Here is a 17,930-nt window from a genome sequence, read left to right on the forward strand (position 1 = left end):
GGCGCCAATTGCGTTAAAGTGTAGCAAGGATATGCATGACAACTCTTTCTCCATCCATAGCTGCGCTCATGATGCCGCCAGCATAACCAGCTCCTTCCGCACAAGGATATAGGTTTTTCACTTGTGGATGTTGTAACGAAGTTTCATTGCGTGGTATGCGGACAGGAGAGGATGTCCTGGATTCCGTCGCTACTACCACTGCTTCATTGGTGTAATAGCCTCTCATCTTTTTTCCGAATTCTTTAAAGGCTTGCTGCAAACTGGTGTATATAAAATGGGGCAGTACATCTTTTAACGCGGATGAGCGAAGCCCGGGTAGATAAGAGCAATCAGGTAAGGAGGCTGATATTTTTCTTTCAACAAAATCAACCATCCGTTGAGCAGGCGCGACAAACTTTCCACCACCTGCTTTAAAAGCCTTTCGCTCTACATACTGCTGAAAATACATCATGCCCAGATTTGAGCTTAACATTTTTGCTGGTTGGTTGGTGATCTCCTCAAAATCGCTGTATTTCTTATAATCCTTTAAATCGTGGTTCTGTACTGTTACCACTATCCCGCTATTGGCGTATGGGTTGTTTCTTTTAGAGGGACTCCAGCCATTCACTACCAATTCGCCGGGTGACGAGGCGGCAGGTGCGATAATACCGCCAGGACACATGCAGAAAGAAAAGACGCCATTTCCGTTCACTTGTTGCACCAGGCTATAAGAGGCAGGAGGAAGAAATTCGTCTCTTTCCGGTGAATGGTACTGAATACTGTCTATTACGGCCTGGGGATGTTCAGCTCTTACTCCCAGTGCAAAAGGCTTGGCTTCAATCAGTATTTTTTTTGCCTGGAGCAATTGAAAAATATCCCTGGCTGAATGACCAGTTGCCAGAATTACCGCATCAGCTTCAAATATCAGACCATCAGCGGTCTTAACGCCCTTTATTATATCATTTGACAATACAAGGTCAACCACTTTTTTTTCAAACAAGAAGTCACCACCGCAGTTAAGTATTTGCTTACGCATGGCAGTGATGATCTGTGGCAGCTTATTAGTGCCAATATGGGGGTGGGCCTCGTACAATACTTTTTCTTCGGCGCCAAAATGGACAAACAGATTTAGTATCCTGTCAATGTCACCTCGTTTTGAACTGCGGGTGTATAATTTGCCGTCGCTATAAGTGCCGGCTCCCCCCTCGCCAAAGCAGTAATTACTTTCAGGATTGACTTCACCTTCTTTATTCAATGCCGCAAGGTCCCGCCTCCTGGCCCTGACATCTTTACCGCGTTCAAGGAGGATTGGCTTGACACCCGCTTCAATAAGTTTTAATGCCGCAAATAACCCCGCAGGTCCGGCACCAACAATGATCACTCTTTTTTCTGCTACAGCTACATTTTGAAAATTAAATGCCATCAGCTCCCTTTGAAGATAGGGTTCGTTTATGTAGGCCAACAGTGTTAAATTTATCCATGCCTGTTTTGCTCTTGCATCTATCGATTGTTTAATAATTGTAAAGCCTGTTATGTCAGCCATGTTGACTGCTTCTGAACGGGCTATGTATTGCCTGATTGAATGATCGCTGGCAGCTTCAGCCGGAAGCAACCGGAGAGAAATTTTTTTTTGCATGTGGCCAGGTTTTTATCCTGAAACAAATTTTTTGAGCATCGCAAAAATACGACTCAATAAAGCTATTGGGTGTTTGTTTTATTTGCTATTAAATGCGTAAACAGTGTTGTAATAAAACAGGTTAGGCATAGCCAGAAAAAAAAGTAGCAATCTGTTGTGTTTTTCTTGTAGCTATAAGGAATTATTTCTACCTTCAACTACTTTGAACGTTATTGAAAAATCAAAGTTCTGTTATACTTTTTTGTTGTGCCAGTCTGTATTTTTTATTAGGAAAGAGCAATAGTATACAGTAACAAATTTTTACCCGATTACTTTTTGGAAGCAAGTTGTGTTCAGTTAAAGTGTCAATTTTTTTTGTTGAAATGACGGTAACTGCTTTAGAGTTTTTTTGCTGAGACAACCAAATTTTTTTCAAAGAAAAAGAAAAAAATTATCATTGTTTAGTTAGTCAAAAAAGCAGGGGAATAAAAATTTTTTTTTATCCAATAAATGTTGATATTCGCCGTCCCGTCCAACTTTTTTTATTGACATGTGTGGAGAATTTTTTTGGACAAATTTTCACAAGACTATAATTAAACCGATATAAACTGTTACGTTACTGATGGAGAAAAATGCGGAAAAAGTATGGGCTAATTGTTTAAAGATCATCAAAGACATTGTTGAATGGCAGCATTACAAAACCTGGTTCGAACCCATCCATCCTGTATCGTTAAAAAATAATGTTCTGGTTATCCAGGTTCCCAGTCAGTTCTTTTTTGAATACCTTGAAGAGCATTATGTAAATTTATTGGCAAAGACTTTGAAGAGAGAATTGGGAAAAGATGCTCACCTGGAATATCGTATCATGGTTGATAGTGGGAATAGTAAAAACAAACCATTGACGATGGATGTAACCGGCCAGGGATTTAAAACTTTTTCAAACAATGAAATGGATTTTCCTCTTGTCATAAATAACCCCGTTAAAAATCCATTCGTTATTCCGGGTCTGAAAAAAATGCAGATAGACCCCCAGCTAAATCATATTTATACTTTCGATTCATTTATTGAGGGTGATTGCAACCGGGTAGCCCGTCGTGCCGGTAAAACGGTAGCTGAAAAGCCCGGTGCTAATTCTTTTAATCCTTTGGTTATTTATGGCGGCGTGGGCTTAGGTAAAACGCATCTTGCCCAGGCGATCGGCAATGAGGTAAAAAAATTACACCCCAACAAAGTGGTGTTGTATGTAAGTTCTGAAAAGTTTATCAACCAGTTCATGGATCATGGGCGGAATAATGCAATTAATGACTTTATTCATTTTTACCAATTAATAGATGTATTGATCATTGATGATGTTCAGTTTTTTAATAAAGCTGAAAAGTCACAGGATGCTTTCTTTGCCATCTTCAATCATTTGCACCAGTCACATAAACAACTGATCTTAACTTCTGATAAGTCTCCCAAAGACCTGGATGGCGTACAGGAAAGGTTGTTGAGCCGCTTCAGATGGGGGCTTAGTGCAGATATGCAAATCCCTGATTATGATACCCGCATCGAGATACTGGAAAAGAAGATGAAGAATGATGGGTTGGAAATGCCTAAGGAAGTAGTAAAATATATAGCCTACAATATCAACAGCAATATCAGGGAACTGGAAGGTGCACTGATATCACTGTTGGCACAATCTTCGCTTAACAGGAGAGAGATTGACCTAGATTTAGCGAAAAAAGTGTTACGTAATTTTATAAAATCATCCAGCAAAGAAATCACTATCGATACCATTCAGCGTATGGTATGTGAGTACTTCGATGTGTCTTACGATAAGCTGCTTCAAAAGACCCGTAAAAGAGAGATCGTGCAGGCGAGGCAGATTACCATGTACCTGGCCAAGGCCTTCACCAAAAATTCATTAAAGACCATCGGGGAGCATTTTGGCGGCAGGGACCATACTACCGTTATTCACTCTTGCCAGACAGTTAAAGACCTGATGGATACCGATACGGTATTCAGGGAAAATGTGTTGGAGTTGCAACAAAAAGTGCAGCTAGCAGCCATGTAAAAGTTTAAGTTTAGATACTATAAATCCCAGGTTCCGATCATGTTGGAATTTGGGATTTGTTTTTTGTATTTGTTTTGGGTTTTCTGGTCAGTTATCTTATTTTTGCCACCCCTTATAAAAGGGCAGCCGACGGTGAGGTGGATGAGTGGCTGAAATCAGTAGTTTGCTAAACTGCCGTACGGGTTAAACTGTACCGCGGGTTCGAATCCCGCCCTCACCGCAGATTGTTTTAGTTAAGCGAGGAAGTTGGAAAATTCGGGAAGTAGCGCAGGCCGGTAGCGCATCCCGATTGGGATCGGGAGGGTCGCAGAAATGATAGACCAATCTTGATTGAGAATATCGGCAACAAGTAAATAAGTTCGGGAAGTAGCGCAGGCCGGTAGCGCATCCCGATTGGGATCGGGAGGGTCGCAGAAATGATAGACCAATCTTGATTGAGAATATCGGCAACAAGTAAATAAGTTCGGGAAGTAGCGCAGGCCGGTAGCGCATCCCGATTGGGATCGGGAGGGTCGCAGAAATGATAGACCAATCTTGATTGAGAATATCGGCAACAAGTAAATAAGTTCGGGAAGTAGCGCAGGCCGGTAGCGCATCCGATTGAGATCGGGAGGGTCGCAGAGATGATAGACCAATCTTGATTGAAAATATCGGCAACAAGTAAATAAGTTCGGGAAGTAGCGCAGGCCGGTAGCGCATCCCGATTGAGATCGGGAGGGTCGCAGAAATGATAGACCAACCTTGATTGAAAATATCGGCAACAAGTAAATAAGTTCGGGAAGTAGCGCAGGCCGGTAGCGCACCTGGTTTGGGACCAGGGGGTCGCAGGTTCGAATCCTGTCTTCCCGACAAAGTCCTGCCGAAAGGCAGGACTTTCCTTTTTTAATAGGCTGTGAAAATATCATGGATGCAATGGTTAGAAGGAATACCATGAAAAGTTTTACCAGCTAAATAGAATGCAAAAGGCCTCTTTGACAGAGACCTCTTGTATAACTACACAACTAATAAGAAAAACTATAGAAGCCCGGCTAATTCGAGGCTTTTCTTTTTTAATTTTCTAAGTTCAACATCTTCAATTACCGGGTCAGGGGTAAGAATCAGCGACGTGTTATTTTCTTTCCACCAGTCATTGCCAATCAGCTGCTGGAAGGAGATCACACCTACCAGGTATTTTCTTTCCTCCTGTGCGTGCCATTCTTCCAGCCATTCAAAGCGATCCCTTGGTATATATTGAATGTCATCAAAGCTCACATAAACCCGCAGGAACACATCCTGGCTTAGCTCATGCGGCTGGTGATGATATAATTTTTTATACTCGTATTTATATTGATAGCGCAAAGCAGAAATATCACTCAATACAGCCGAAGCGGTTGGAAAACTTCCAGCTCCTTTGCCATAGAAAAATTGCTTGTCGGCAAATCCACTTTCAATTACTACACCATTGTATTCATTTTTTACAAAAGCGAGGTGGTCGTCCGGTTTTACAAATTGAGGTAATACAAATGCCGCTACTTTTCCGTTTTGTAATTTTTTAGCCTGAGCTACCAGCTTGATCTGGTGATTCTTTTCTTTTGCCACTCTTGCATCGCCGGCCTGGATGTTCTGGATACCATTAAACAAAATATTTTCAGGAGACTCGATGATACCATAAGCATGTGTCAGCAGGAAGGTCCATTTATTCACCGCATCAAAACCCTCTATATCCAGTTTCGGATTGCTTTCAGCAAAACCAAGTTGCTGCGCTAATATCAACGCCTGTTTAAAGTCAAGGCCTTCTTCAAACATTTTAGTAAGAATGAAATTGGTTGATCCGTTAACGATGGCCTTGATGGAATGTAGCAGATCATTATCATAATACTCTTCAAGATTTCTGATGACAGGGATAGAAGCACAGGCAGCAGACTCGTACAGGAGAGATTGACCAGTTTGTTGTTGTATATCCAATAAAGCTGGCAGATGTTCGGCGATCATTTTTTTACTGGCACTCACCACATCCTTTCCATTTTTTAGTGCCGTTGATACGATCTGGTAAGCCGCATCGGCATCATCGATCACTTCCACTATTACATTTATCTCCGGGTCATTCAGCAACACCTCTTTGTCAGTTGTAAATAGCGATGCCGGGGCGTTTCTTTTCTTTTCGGGGTTCTTGATACATACTTTTTTGAGGGTAGCTTTAAGGGATGGTGTTTGTTGTAATACTTTGTAAAGCCCTTCACCCACTACGCCGAATCCAAATAAACCGATCGTTAATTGCTTATGTGTTTCCATATTTTAAGTTTTTCAGTTCACAAGTTCATTTGTTCGCAAGTTGAGGTCGTTTTGAACCTGGGAACTTCCGAGCTATTGAGCTTTATTCGTTCACTACTTTTAAATGATGTGATTGTTTGTCTTCAATAAACTTTCTTAGGGCTGGTTCAATCTTTTCATATTCCAAAAGAAAGCCGTCATGTCCAAAATCGCTTGCAATGTTTAACAGTTCTGCGCCACGAATAGTTTTCTGCAAATACTCCTGTTCAGCAATTGGATAAAGAACATCTGACTTGATGCCTATTACCAGGGTTTTTGCGGTTATTTTCTGCAAGGCGGCTTCAACACCTCCTCTTTTTCTTCCTACATCATGACTATCCATGCTTTGACTAAGGCGATAATAACAAAGCGCATTAAAACGATTTACGAGTTTCAGACCCTGGTACCGCTGGTAATTGTCCGAGGCAAAAGCTACTTCGTTATGCAGAGCAACAAAGGCCTTATCCCTTGCCTGCGTTATATCATACCCATTGTAGTGCCGGTATGACAGTAAAGCAATAGACCTTGCTGCTGCCAATCCTTTTTGACCGGCATCAGGTCTTCTTTCCTGCCAGGAACTATCAGCTTCAATAGCCATGCGTTGGGAGGCATTGAAGGCGATACCCCATGGTGATAAAGCCGCATTGGTGGCAATCGGTACAATATGTTCAAACAATACAGGCTCTTCAATGGCCCACTCCAGCAGTTGCATTCCTCCCGTGCTGCCACCAAGGGCAATAAAAATTTTATTGATACCTAAATGATCTTTTAAATGCTGGTAGGTTCTTACCATATCACGAATGGTAAAAAGCGGAAAGTCGTGATAGTAAGGCTGATTAGTTTGGGGGTTGATGCTTAATGGTGAAATGCTGCCATAAGGGCTGCCCGGCTTGTTGACGCAAATAATAAAATATTTTGCCGGGTCGAAAAACCTGCCATCACCAACAAGACCGGGCCACCATTCCAAAGGGTTGCTGTTAGCCGTTAACGCATGAAATATCCATACCACATTACTTTTATCAGCATTCAGTTTTCCATGGGTAGTATAAGCCAGGTGGTAACCCGGAAGAGTTACCCCTGACTCTAACGTGAATGAATTATCGTATTTAAAAATCGACGTCATTTTATGCTACTAGTTCTTTAGCAAATACTTTTTGAAATGCCTGTTCAAAATCTGCTTTGATATCATCAATATGCTCTGTACCTGTGCTGATACGAATTAAATTTGGCAATACGCCGGCTTCTTTTTGTTCAGCTTCACTTAACTGTTCATGTGTGGTAGAGGCCGGATGAATAGCCAGGGATTTGGAATCACCTACATTGGCTAAATGGCTGATCAGCTGTAACGAGTCGATAAACTTTTTCCCGTTTTCAAGACCGCCCTTGATACCAAAATTCAGGATGCCGCCAAAGCCACGTTTCAGGTATTTTTTAGCAAGCGCATTATAAGGGCTGCTTTTCAAACCGGGATACCATACATATTCCACTTGCGGGTGTTGCTCAAGCCATTCAGCTAATGCCAGTGCATTGTCTACATGTCGCTGAACACGGAGTGATAGAGTTTCCAATCCTTGTAAAAGCAGGAATGAATTGAAAGGACTTAATGAAGGGCCGAAATCACGAAGGCCTTCTACCCTGGTACGAATTGCAAAGGCAATATTGGGTAAGCCGAGCGGGTTTCCTTCTCCAAATACATCCCAGAATTTCAAGCCATGATAGCCTTCAGACGGCTCTGTAAACTGCGGAAATTTGCCATTGCCCCAGTTGTAATTTCCGCCATCTACAATTACGCCGCCAATGCTGGTGCCATGTCCGCCGATCCATTTGGTTGCTGATTCAACCACAACGTTGGCTCCATGTTCCAATGGACGAAATAAATAGCCACCTGCTGCAAATGTGTTATCAACTACCAATGGCAGGTCATACTCTTTAGCCAGGGCTGCAAATTTTTCAAAGTCAGGAATGTTCAATCTTGGGTTGCCAATGGTTTCAAGATAAATTGCTTTGGTGTTTTTATCAATCAGCGGCACAAAGCTTTCTACATCATCGGCTGTTGCAAACCGTGCTTCAATACCGAGACGTTTAAAAGCAACTTTAAACTGATTATAAGTACCACCATACAGGTATGGAGTTGATACAAAATTGTCTCCTGCTTGCAGAATATTATTTAATGCAAGAAATTGTGCGGCCTGTCCTGAAGAAGTAGCCAATGCAGCAACACCACCTTCCAAAGCGGCAATGCGTTGTTCAAAAACATCCGTAGTAGGATTCATGATACGGGTGTAGATATTTCCAAATTCACGCAAGCCAAAAAGATTAGCAGCATGATCAGTACTGTCGAAACCATAGGAGGTGGTTTGATAAATGGGGACTGCCCTGGATTTGGTTGTAGGGTCAATTTGTTGGCCAGCATGAAGCTGGAGGGTCTCAAAATGGAGTTTGTTACTCATAATTTATTTTTTAAAAGTTTGAAACAAGCGGTTCAGGAAGCAAGGGCTACAAGTCAGAGGGAGGAATTTGTATGCGTAATCAACACATACAACGGGTGGTACAACAAATACCCCCGCGAGTATTAACAATGATATTTTGTTGTAGTGTCACCATCAGTTTAATTATCCTACGAATTTAGTAGACTAATTTTGTTCAAACAAATTTTTCCCCGGACCTTTTTTAATTAACTGTTAATGCTTCTTGTGAACGGATGTTTGTTTTAAGGTTAAAAAATGCTTGTTCCAGGTCTTTTATTAAATCGTCGGATTCTTCTAATCCTACAGAAAGCCGTATCAGGCTGTCAGCTACACCGGCTGCTTTCCTCTTTATTTCAGGTATTGATTTGTGCGTCATTTGCGACGGGTGGCATAGCAGGCTTTTCACGCCTCCCAGGCTTTCGGCCAGTTTGAAATAGCGAGTTGACTTTACAAAAGCTGTAGCGGCTTCAATTGTGTCGTCTTTAAGGGTAAATGAAACTACGCCTCCGAAAGCTTTTGACTGCCGGGCAGCCACAATATGGTTAGGATGTGATTTTAAACCAGGGTAAAATACTTTGTCGACATCGGGATGTCCTTCTAAAAATTCAGCTATAGCCAACGCATTGGCGCTATGCTGTTTTACCCGCAATCCTAAAGTTTCGATACCACGTATGACCAGCCAACTGTCAAACGGGGACAGGATTGCACCGCTTGCATTTTGAATGAATTTAATTTTCTCACCGATCTCCTTCTCTTTTGTTACAACCAGCCCGGCAATCAAATCACTATGGCCGCCGAGATATTTAGTGGCGGAGTGCACTACAATATCAGCTCCCAACGAGAGAGGTTGCTGTAAGGCGGGTGAAGCAAAAGTATTATCCACGCAAAGTAAACATCGGTTGGCCTTTGCAATTTTTGCTATTGCCTCAATGTCTGATACTTTTAATGTTGGATTGGTTGGTGTTTCTATCCAGATCAATTTTGTCCTGGTCGTGACTGCGTTGAAAACATTCGCGATGTTTGTTGTGTCTACATAGTTAACAGTGATACCGAACTTCTCATAAACATGTGTAAACAAGCGAAAGGCTCCGCCATAAATATCATCAACTGCTACTATTTCGTCACCGCTTTTCAAAAGCTTCACTACCGCATCAATAGCAGCCAATCCGCTCCCAAAGGCGATACCTGTGCTTCCATTTTCAAGCGTTGCAATTAACGTTTCTAATACGGTACGGGTTGGATTGCCGGTTCGGGCATAATCATAACCTTTGTTTATCCCAGGAGCTTCTTGTACAAAAGTGCTGGTTTGATAAATTGGAACGGAGATAGACCCCGTGAGCGGATCCACCGGAATGCTGTGGATTAATTGTGTTGCGTTACTCATTTTGTTTAGACATTTTGTTGCTCCCTTTTAGCCGGGGAGCCGATTAAAAATTGATTAGACATCTCTTTGCGAACACTAAGCAAGAACGGGGATAATGCTTACCGGAGAGTATTGGTTGCCGGTTTGACCGGACAACAAAAAAGCTCATCCGACAAATCAGATGAGCTTTTGAATATTGTGATTAGATATTTTGAAGCTTTGAATCTGACTTATCTGTCCCGACATTCCCGTCGGGGTGGAATTGGCACCTTTTTCCGTCCGCTGTGGCGGATCTCGGAATAGGTTGTCAAGGCTTCATCGGGCCATTACCCTCTGCCTTTCTTGATAAGTGAACTATAAAGAACTGGTGCAAAGATAATGGCGCAATATTCAGATGGCCAAATTTTTTTGCTGTTAAAAATCGTCAACAGTTGTTAGTGAAAAAGTAATAAGCAATTACTGAAATAAAAAAAGAGGTTGCTTACGGGCAACCTCCAAATATTTTTCATTGGATACAAATTGACTATTCCTTATTGTTGTACAGCTGGCTGTTCAGTTGCGGGCTGTTCTGTAGCAGCAGGAGTTTCGATTATCTTGCTACCAGTGTAATGAACAGGTTTTACTTTAGCAACTTTAGCTGCTGGCTTTTTCGCCGTCTTAGCTTTTTTAGGAGCTTCTTCAGTAGCTGCGGGCTCTTCAGCAGCCGGAGTGAAGGCAACTGCAGGGTTTTCATTATCGTATTTGCAACCAATGCATACATTTAAAACGTTAGCATCTTTGTCATAGATTAAAACACCTTCAGCCAATTCTTTAGCGGGTTTAGCTTTTGCGGTTTTTGCTTTCTTGGCATCTGTTGTTGTTTCTTCAGCTACTACAGCAGTTTCTTCTTCTAATTTTTGAACGGGAATTTTGTAAGTAGCAGGAGATTTTCTGAGCGTAGCTTTTATTTTCCCTTGTGGTAAACCATCAATCCAAACAATACCTTTATTAGATTCATCCATTGCAATTGTTACAGTAGATGCTGCTCCATCTTTATCAGTGAGCTGGTATTTACCTAATACAGGAAATATTTTTTCGATAGTTAATGCCTCTGGCATTGGCTGCATTTTGTAAGTATCAGCACTCCAGTTGTTGTATTTATCATTATATACTTTAGCGGTAGGCTGTTGTGTCTGTTCAGTAGCTACAGGTTGTTGAGCTGCTGGTTGTTCAGTGGGCTGTTTGGGAACGGTGTCCGTCTGGGCATTTACGGCAGCCGTAGCAAATAAAAACGCTGCGCTGGTAATGATTGCGATTTTTTTCATGGTATTTTCAAGTTTTGAATGAATTAATATCTGGTTTCGACACATCTTATTTAAATATTGTGCCAGAAATTCATTTTTCACGGAAAATCGATAAAAAAAGTTGTTTTTTGCGAAATAACCCTTTCCTGAAACCCTCGTTTTCAAACGATAAAGTTGGGTTCGAATTTTTCTAACTTTTTGCTTTAACGCTTGTTTTATCTTCGTTGGCCTCTATTTAACACTGAAAAAGGAGCCTGTTTAAAAATATGGAGAATACCAGGGCAGATGCGATTGATGTTTTTGGCGCAAGGGAGCATAATCTGAAGAATATTGATATCTCAATCCCCAAAAACAAATTAGTTGTCATTACAGGGATCAGCGGAAGCGGTAAGTCATCATTGGCCTTTGATACCATTTATTCCGAGGGCCAGCGTCGTTACATGGAAACTTTCGGCGCCTATGCCCGACAATTCATTGGTGATATGGAGCGACCAGACGTCGATAAAATTACCGGGCTGTCACCCGTAATTTCTATTGAACAAAAAACCACCAATAAAAACCCCCGATCCACTGTAGGGACCATCACAGAGGTATATGATTTCCTTCGGTTATTGTTTGCAAGAATTGGTGAAGCATATTCCTATAACACCGGTAAGAAGATGGTAAAATGGAGCGAGGAGGAAATCGTTGAAAATATTTTTGCAAAATATCATGGTGAAAAAATAAGTCTGCTGGCGCCATTAGTAAGAGGAAGAAAAGGACATTATCGTGAATTGTTTGAAGATGTCAGGAAAAAAGGTTTTTTGAAAGTAAGAGTCGATGGCGAAGTAAAGGACATTGTTCCTAAAATGCAGGTGGACCGGTATAAAATTCATGATATTGAACTGGTGGTAGACCGGTTACAGGTGACAAATGAATTAAAAGCAAGATTGAGTCAAAGCGTTCAGCAGACATTGAAGCTGGGCAAGGACCTGATGTTTTTATTAGTGAATACAGATAAAGAGAATAAAACTAAGACTTCTTCAAAAAGTAAGGACAGTGAGTTGGTGGTCCCGACTTCACGTCGGGATCGGGAGGGGGCCGTAACACAGTATTCAAAATTATTGATGTGCGAGGACACAGGGATTAGTTATGAAGAGCCTTCCCCTAATGCATTTTCTTTCAATTCTCCTTACGGTGCCTGCCCTGTTTGTAAAGGATTGGGGACAACATTTCATATAAATATGGAAGCTGTTATTCCGGATAATAGCATAAGCATCAGTGAGGGTGGTATTGCTCCATTGGGAGGGGAAAGAGAAGCGTATGTTTACAAACAGGCCCAGGAAGTTGCTAAGAAGAATAAGATATCATTGACCAAACCGATAAAAGATATTCCTCAAAAAGCACTGAATATTTTGTTGTACGGTAACGAGGAAGGAGTGGAAAATGAACTAGATTTTGAAAACATCAGGGAAGATTCGAATGGCACCTATGAAGGCATTGTAAATATGCTCAACCGCTGGTTCAATAACGGGCATAAGGAAGAATTGCGAAACTGGGCTGAAGAATATATGCAATTAAAACCCTGTGAAAGTTGTGGCGGGGCCCGATTAAAAAAGGAAAGCCTGTGGTTTAAAGTGGCCGGGAGAAATATCGCAGAGCTGAGCAATATGAACCTCGATAATCTGGCTGCATGGCTTGATGGTATTGAACTTCGTATTTCCAATAAACAAAACATTATTGGTAAGGATGTATTAAAGGAGATAAGAGAGAGGTTACAATTTTTGCTCGATGTAGGATTAACCTATCTCACGCTAAACAGGAGTTCCAAAACCTTGAGTGGGGGTGAATCGCAACGGATAAGATTGGCGACCCAGATCGGTTCTCAGCTGCAGGGTATCACCTATGTATTGGATGAACCGTCCATCGGTTTGCATCAACGTGACAATCATCGCCTGATCGATGCGTTGAAAAATCTTCGTGATATCGGGAACAGTATATTGGTGGTAGAACATGATAAAGACATTATGCTGGCGGCCGACCATTTAATAGACATCGGGCCAAAGGCAGGTTTTCATGGCGGAAAAGTGGTAGCCCAGGGTGATCCTAAACTCTTATTGAAATTGAATACGCTGACGTCAGGTTATTTGAATGGTCATCTGAAAATTGAAGTTCCGGCTGAACGAAGAAAAGGCAATGGTAAATTTTTAGAATTAAAAGGGGCAAAAGGAAATAACCTGAACAATGTAAATGTAAAATTTCCATTGGGTAAATTTATCGTGGTATCTGGTGTAAGCGGTAGTGGCAAGTCGACATTGATCAATGAAACATTATATCCCATTCTTTCGCATCATGCGTATGGATCGAAAGGAACACCATTAGAATATAAATCGATAAAAGGATTGGAGAATATTGATAAAGTAGTGGAGATTGATCAATCACCTATTGGTCGTACACCGCGAAGCAATCCCGCTACCTATTGTGGTTTTTTTACCGAGATAAGAACCTTGTTCGCCTCAATACCTGAAGCAAAGATCAGGGGTTATAATGCCGGTCGTTTTTCTTTTAATGTAAAAAGCGGTCGCTGCGAAGTTTGCGAGGGTGGTGGTATGCGGGTGATAGAAATGAACTTCTTACCGGATGTGTATGTGCATTGTGAAAAATGTAATGGTAAACGTTACAACCGGGAGACACTGGAAATACGATACAAGGGAAAATCAATAGCTGATGTGTTGGAAATGACGGTGGAGGAAGCCGTTGAGTTTTTCCAGGCTGTTCCCTATATCTATAGAAAGATCAAAGTGCTGGAGGAAGTCGGATTGGGCTATATAACACTGGGTCAATCGGCCGTAACATTGAGCGGGGGAGAGGCACAACGGGTAAAACTATCAACTGAACTTTCAAAAAGGGATACTGGTAAAACGTTTTATATCCTGGACGAGCCAACTACCGGTTTGCATTTTGAAGATATTAAACACCTGCTGAATGTGTTAAATAAACTGGTGGATCGGGGGAATACGGTTCTTGTGATAGAGCATAATATGGATGTAATCAAAGTAGCCGATCATATTATTGACGTGGGTCCGGAAGGTGGTGACGGCGGCGGTATGATTTTATTTGAAGGCACACCGGAAGAATTAATAAAGAATAAAGAGAGTCATACTGCCAGATTTCTGAAGACCGAGCTAAACTAAATTACGGAGCGATAAATTTGGGCAATTTTCACGATCCGGGTGACTTCGATGGGGGTGATGATAAGTGACAAAAAATAAAAAACGGTTTCAATCATTGAAACCGTTTTTCACGCCAAATTATTTCAATCAGTAACGAACATTAATTGAACCGCCGTCGTAAGGTCGGCGCATTCCGGGTAGTATGGCCACCATAATCATTCCTATAACAATATAAACCACAATTATTACCAATAGGGATACAACAAAATATCCTACATGCTTTTCAGCCGGTGTTCTCTTGAGCTTTGGTAAACCAATATATAAAAGATATAAACCATATAAAGCAACCAAAGCTCCCAGCCATCTGATCATAGGTAATATGGCCAATAATCCTCCTATCCATGCGGGGGTATAAGAGTAAGCAACAAGTTGCACAGATCGGCTCATATTTTTTTCCGATTCAAAACCTGGAGCCAGGGCATCAATCACAAACGCACTGATAAAAACGCCCACTAATGCGCCTACCAGTACCGAAACAGCCTGGGAGATACCGTAGTTAATTCCTGAATACCTGACACCAAAATAACTAACTCCAATTAGTCCATATCCAATAAAAGCAGCAAGAGCAGCTGCACCAGCAAGTGGTAGAACGTAGCTGGTAATAATCTTGCCGGTGTCAGGTTGTTCGGTAGCAATAACATCCCATTCTTTTGCTGGAGAAGTGATAATGTTTTTTACCCGTTCAATTAAATCCATAAACGTTGGTTTTAGTAAACTAATATAATGTATCTGGCCAGTATTTACTAAAACAATAATGCACAGTTAGGTGTATACGAGTAGAATAGATATGTAATGAGGAGTTTATGTTTCCCGTAGATAAAGCAGGGAGTGATTGAAAAAATCTTTTCCAGGCCAGCAATGTGGTGTTTTCAGGATAATGGATTTTGGCAATTTCCCTGCTTTACGGGTCTTAGTTATGATAATTGAAAGAACTCAAACAAAATCCAATAAGCAAGTGCAGAGAGTGTTTAATAAAATTTATACTAATGAGAGTACCAATAGAGAACGGATTAGGTTTGTCAACCAGGGTATCAGATTCTATTAAGCTCCCTGCTGCTTATTGGAAACAGAGGTATAGCACTTGTAAAAGAACATTAGCGAATATCAAGCTTTCCGGTAGCAGTTTCTTCGTCGCCACAAAAAACATGATAAATATATTTTCCCCGCTGGAGGCCTGTTATTTTTTTATGATCACCTTCATCTAATTTATAATGCTTCATTAATTCACCCTGAAGATCAAAGATGAAAAAATCAATTTGTTTTCCTTCATTTTCCTTTGCAATCACGTGCATGGCCCTGCTGATGGCATCAGGATATATTTTTATAGCATGATTGTTTAATGACGAGGAAGATCTTGTCTTTGCACTTGGATTCTTTTCCTCATCTATCCTTTTTGATGTCATTGCTTTTGCTGTGGCAGGCTGCATGGCCAAAATACTAAAGCAAACAATAGGGGCAATGGAATGTGTAATTTTTTTAGTCATAGGGTTATCGGATTTATTAAAGGAACTAACGGGGAACTTTAATAAAACACCGGGCAACGCATTTGTTTTCTTGCATTGCTGTTAGGATCATTACCAATTCTAAAGCCAAATCTCAATATTGTGGAGAAAAAGGCATCATTGTCAGTTGGATCGCCTCTTTGCTCGTTTACACGTGGTGTTTGACGGCTTGAACCTGAACCAGGTAATTCATCACCGCGATAATAAAGCTGCACAGCTTTGCTGCGATCGGAAGCTGGTAAAGCATTGAAAATTACAGGATCGACATAGGTTGTGCTCACATCATCCACATAATCCGTAAACAATTGCCTGTGTAAAATTTCCGCACCTACATACATGTTTTCTTTGATAAAATATTTGAATCCAAAGCCCATGGGAATTTCCATTTGCGTAAGCTTATAATCTTTTTTTCCATCTATCAGCCCCTGGCCCTCTGTATGAAGGGGCTGCAGTTCCACCCATTGACCATTAAGTTGTGTTTTTGGCTTGAACTTATAGGCGCCTATGCCAATAAGTCCGTATGGACGAAGTTTTCCCTGAAGTCCATCATATTGTTCTAAAAATACAGTGGGGTATATTTCAGCGGCCAGGTAACCTTCCAATACCGATGATTTAAAACTAAGATTTCTCTTGATACGGGAAATCTCTCTGCCTCCCTTATCTGGCGCTTCAGCATCAGCAGCTTCTAACACGCCATGATTTAAAGCCAAACGAAACCCAAGCCACTCTGCCGGGTAATAATTTACATATACCATCTTTGAGAGCTTGGTCATCGGGAAGTCAACATCTTTTAGAAAATCACGACCGATACCAGCGCTACCACCAAGGTCACCTAAAAAGAACATCGGTCCGAGACCCAGTCCTATTTCAAACTTTCCATTGCCGGTGGTAATTGATTGTGAGAAAGATCGAAAGGATAATAAATTGAGAGCTAAGCACAGCATAAGCGTACATGCTGCGGAGACTACTTTGTTTCTCATAGATTCAGATTTCTGGTTTTTTCTACTATTGGATTATGGCCCAAAATAGAAAAAGAAAAATGTAAGAAAAGAATCTTGGAGAAAGTTTTTTAAATCTTCGTTTAATAAAAAGTCTTTCTACTTAGTGTATTTACGAGATAGCATTATTGACGTATCATTTTGATATGATCTATGCCATCTTCATCATAAATATCACCGACCTGCACAAAGCCTAATGATTCATAAAATCTTTTGAGGTATAATTGTGCTCCTATCTTGATTGGACTTTTTCCGAACAACTTAATTGTTTCATCAATACTTTTTTCCATCAATAGCTTTCCAATTCCACTTCCTCGTGCTGCAGGAGAAGTAACAACCCGGCCGATGGATGGTTGCTCGTACGAAATACCTGGAGGTGCCAGCCTTGTATAGGCAGCTAAAAGATCACTTTGCCAGCCCAGCAGGTGATAGCATTGTTGGTCTTTATTATCCATATCCAGGAAAATGCAGTTTTGTTCCACCACGAATACTTCGCTGCGTAACCGTAAAATGGCATATAGTTCATCAGGACTTAGGTCTTCGAATTTTTTTAACGTCCAGTTGAGCATAGAAATTCAGATTATTAAGGGTGTTAAAATTAGGTTTTATGCTTTGGGCAACTTTATCTCTTTTTTCAGCGATACGAAAATAGAAAGACTCAACTTAAACTATTAAACTACAATTTATGCTACGTAGAACCCTGGTTGGGCTAGGCATAGTATTGTGCCTGGCCGCAATATCTTCCTGCGATAAGGATGATGATGACGATGACAATAACAATATTGTTCAGTTTTCAGGAGCAATGAGTGGAGCAAACGAAGTTCCTCCCGTTACAACGACTGCCACAGGAAATGTGACAGGCACCTATGACAAGACCTCGAAAATACTGACGATTAATGTGACTTATTCCGGCCTGTCAAGTGCCATCACCGTGTGGCATGTGCATAAAGCTGCCGCAGGTGTCAGCGGCTTGCCGGTGGCCGGGTTGAACTATGGTACAATGGGGCCTTCCCCTTTTACATGGTCATCGGGAGCATTGGACGCATCTATGGAGGCGGACCTGATGAATAATTTATGGTATGTAAATATCCACACTGCAGATAATGGAGGCGGAGAGATAAGAGGACAGTTAACTAAACAGTAAGGAACGGGCAGATATAGGCTG

At 41.3% G+C, this 17,930-nt stretch carries 13 protein-coding genes, 2 tRNA genes and 1 riboswitch; of the genes, 5 read left to right on the forward strand and 10 right to left on the reverse strand.

Going from position 1 to position 17,930, the window contains the following annotated elements:
* Positions 1-13: 13 nt before the first annotated feature.
* A complete protein-coding gene (locus ACFEL9_RS05025) occupies positions 14-1,615 on the reverse strand; it encodes an NAD(P)/FAD-dependent oxidoreductase (protein WP_385886693.1) in 1,602 nt (533 codons plus the stop codon).
* 601 nt (positions 1,616-2,216) lie between these two features.
* Here ACFEL9_RS05025 and dnaA point away from each other — a divergent pair.
* From dnaA to ACFEL9_RS05040, 3 genes are all read left to right on the forward strand, one after another.
* The gene (gene dnaA, locus ACFEL9_RS05030) at positions 2,217-3,650 is read left to right on the forward strand and encodes a chromosomal replication initiator protein DnaA (RefSeq protein ID WP_385886695.1); all 1,434 of its coding nucleotides are present in this window, start codon (positions 2,217-2,219) and stop codon (positions 3,648-3,650) included.
* Positions 3,651-3,781: 131 nt separating this feature from the next.
* Positions 3,782-3,870 (forward strand) — tRNA-Ser (locus ACFEL9_RS05035).
* Between the two features lie 555 nt (positions 3,871-4,425).
* Positions 4,426-4,499, forward strand: a tRNA-Pro gene (locus ACFEL9_RS05040).
* A 165-nt stretch (positions 4,500-4,664) separates the two neighbouring features.
* Here ACFEL9_RS05040 and ACFEL9_RS05045 read toward each other — a convergent pair.
* From ACFEL9_RS05045 to ACFEL9_RS05065, 5 genes are all read right to left on the reverse strand, one after another.
* Positions 4,665-5,921 carry a homoserine dehydrogenase gene (locus ACFEL9_RS05045; protein WP_385886697.1) on the reverse strand — a complete coding sequence of 419 codons (1,257 nt, stop codon included), beginning with the start codon at positions 5,919-5,921 and terminating at the stop codon, positions 4,665-4,667.
* Positions 5,922-6,003: 82 nt separating this feature from the next.
* Positions 6,004-7,062: a homoserine O-acetyltransferase family protein gene (locus tag ACFEL9_RS05050; RefSeq protein ID WP_385886699.1), complete on the reverse strand. Its 1,059-nt coding sequence runs from the start codon at positions 7,060-7,062 to the stop codon at positions 6,004-6,006.
* 1 nt (position 7,063) lies between these two features.
* Complete coding sequence (locus ACFEL9_RS05055; protein ID WP_385886700.1) at positions 7,064-8,389, reverse strand: O-acetylhomoserine aminocarboxypropyltransferase/cysteine synthase family protein; 1,326 nt, start codon at positions 8,387-8,389, stop codon at positions 7,064-7,066.
* A 220-nt stretch (positions 8,390-8,609) separates the two neighbouring features.
* Positions 8,610-9,791, reverse strand: a complete 1,182-nt coding sequence (locus ACFEL9_RS05060) for a trans-sulfuration enzyme family protein (protein ID WP_385886701.1) — start codon at positions 9,789-9,791, stop codon at positions 8,610-8,612.
* 206 nt (positions 9,792-9,997) lie between these two features.
* Positions 9,998-10,122: riboswitch (SAM riboswitch) on the reverse strand.
* A 178-nt stretch (positions 10,123-10,300) separates the two neighbouring features.
* On the reverse strand, positions 10,301-11,218 hold the full coding sequence (locus tag ACFEL9_RS05065) for a hypothetical protein (RefSeq protein WP_385886703.1): 918 nt from the start codon (positions 11,216-11,218) through the stop codon (positions 10,301-10,303).
* A gap of 101 nt (positions 11,219-11,319) precedes the next feature.
* On the opposite strand from ACFEL9_RS05065, the gene uvrA reads away from it, so the two are divergent.
* On the forward strand, positions 11,320-14,226 hold the full coding sequence (gene uvrA / locus ACFEL9_RS05070) for an excinuclease ABC subunit UvrA (protein WP_385886705.1): 2,907 nt from the start codon (positions 11,320-11,322) through the stop codon (positions 14,224-14,226).
* A 126-nt stretch (positions 14,227-14,352) separates the two neighbouring features.
* Here uvrA and ACFEL9_RS05075 read toward each other — a convergent pair whose 3' ends face one another.
* The 4 genes from ACFEL9_RS05075 to ACFEL9_RS05090 form a co-directional block, all read right to left on the reverse strand.
* Entirely contained in the window at positions 14,353-14,961 is a 609-nt protein-coding gene (locus tag ACFEL9_RS05075; RefSeq protein ID WP_385886707.1) for a Yip1 family protein, read from the reverse strand.
* A gap of 398 nt (positions 14,962-15,359) precedes the next feature.
* Complete coding sequence (locus tag ACFEL9_RS05080) at positions 15,360-15,749, reverse strand: hypothetical protein (protein ID WP_385886709.1); 390 nt, start codon at positions 15,747-15,749, stop codon at positions 15,360-15,362.
* Between the two features lie 38 nt (positions 15,750-15,787).
* Positions 15,788-16,747, reverse strand: coding sequence for a hypothetical protein (locus tag ACFEL9_RS05085; RefSeq protein ID WP_385886711.1), 960 nt, complete (start codon positions 16,745-16,747; stop codon positions 15,788-15,790).
* A 143-nt stretch (positions 16,748-16,890) separates the two neighbouring features.
* Entirely contained in the window at positions 16,891-17,334 is a 444-nt protein-coding gene (locus ACFEL9_RS05090) for a GNAT family N-acetyltransferase (RefSeq protein WP_385886712.1), read from the reverse strand.
* Between the two features lie 116 nt (positions 17,335-17,450).
* Here ACFEL9_RS05090 and ACFEL9_RS05095 point away from each other — a divergent pair, with 116 nt between their 5' ends.
* Positions 17,451-17,909 (forward strand): CHRD domain-containing protein, encoded by a 459-nt coding sequence (locus ACFEL9_RS05095; RefSeq protein ID WP_385886714.1) that lies wholly within the window; start codon positions 17,451-17,453, stop codon positions 17,907-17,909.
* Positions 17,910-17,930 lie beyond the last annotated feature (21 nt).

The organism is Terrimonas alba, from assembly GCF_042434975.1.
GTDB classification, from domain to species: domain Bacteria; phylum Bacteroidota; class Bacteroidia; order Chitinophagales; family Chitinophagaceae; genus Terrimonas_B; species Terrimonas_B alba.

Excerpts from the sequence above, each read along its gene's own strand:
- dnaA (WP_385886695.1), top strand. The coding sequence starts at position 2,217 with ATGGAGAAAAATGCGGAAAAAGTATGGGCTAATTGTTTAAAGATCATC.
- ACFEL9_RS05050 (WP_385886699.1), bottom strand. The coding sequence starts at position 7,062 with ATGACGTCGATTTTTAAATACGATAATTCATTCACGTTAGAGTCAGGG.
- ACFEL9_RS05075 (WP_385886707.1), bottom strand. The coding sequence starts at position 14,961 with ATGGATTTAATTGAACGGGTAAAAAACATTATCACTTCTCCAGCAAAA.
- ACFEL9_RS05090 (WP_385886712.1), bottom strand. The coding sequence starts at position 17,334 with ATGCTCAACTGGACGTTAAAAAAATTCGAAGACCTAAGTCCTGATGAA.
- ACFEL9_RS05085 (WP_385886711.1), bottom strand. The coding sequence starts at position 16,747 with ATGAGAAACAAAGTAGTCTCCGCAGCATGTACGCTTATGCTGTGCTTA.
- ACFEL9_RS05080 (WP_385886709.1), bottom strand. The coding sequence starts at position 15,749 with ATGACTAAAAAAATTACACATTCCATTGCCCCTATTGTTTGCTTTAGT.
- ACFEL9_RS05045 (WP_385886697.1), bottom strand. The coding sequence starts at position 5,921 with ATGGAAACACATAAGCAATTAACGATCGGTTTATTTGGATTCGGCGTA.
- uvrA (WP_385886705.1), top strand. The coding sequence starts at position 11,320 with ATGGAGAATACCAGGGCAGATGCGATTGATGTTTTTGGCGCAAGGGAG.
- ACFEL9_RS05055 (WP_385886700.1), bottom strand. The coding sequence starts at position 8,389 with ATGAGTAACAAACTCCATTTTGAGACCCTCCAGCTTCATGCTGGCCAA.
- ACFEL9_RS05060 (WP_385886701.1), bottom strand. The coding sequence starts at position 9,791 with ATGAGTAACGCAACACAATTAATCCACAGCATTCCGGTGGATCCGCTC.
- ACFEL9_RS05025 (WP_385886693.1), bottom strand. The coding sequence starts at position 1,615 with ATGCAAAAAAAAATTTCTCTCCGGTTGCTTCCGGCTGAAGCTGCCAGC.
- ACFEL9_RS05095 (WP_385886714.1), top strand. The coding sequence starts at position 17,451 with ATGCTACGTAGAACCCTGGTTGGGCTAGGCATAGTATTGTGCCTGGCC.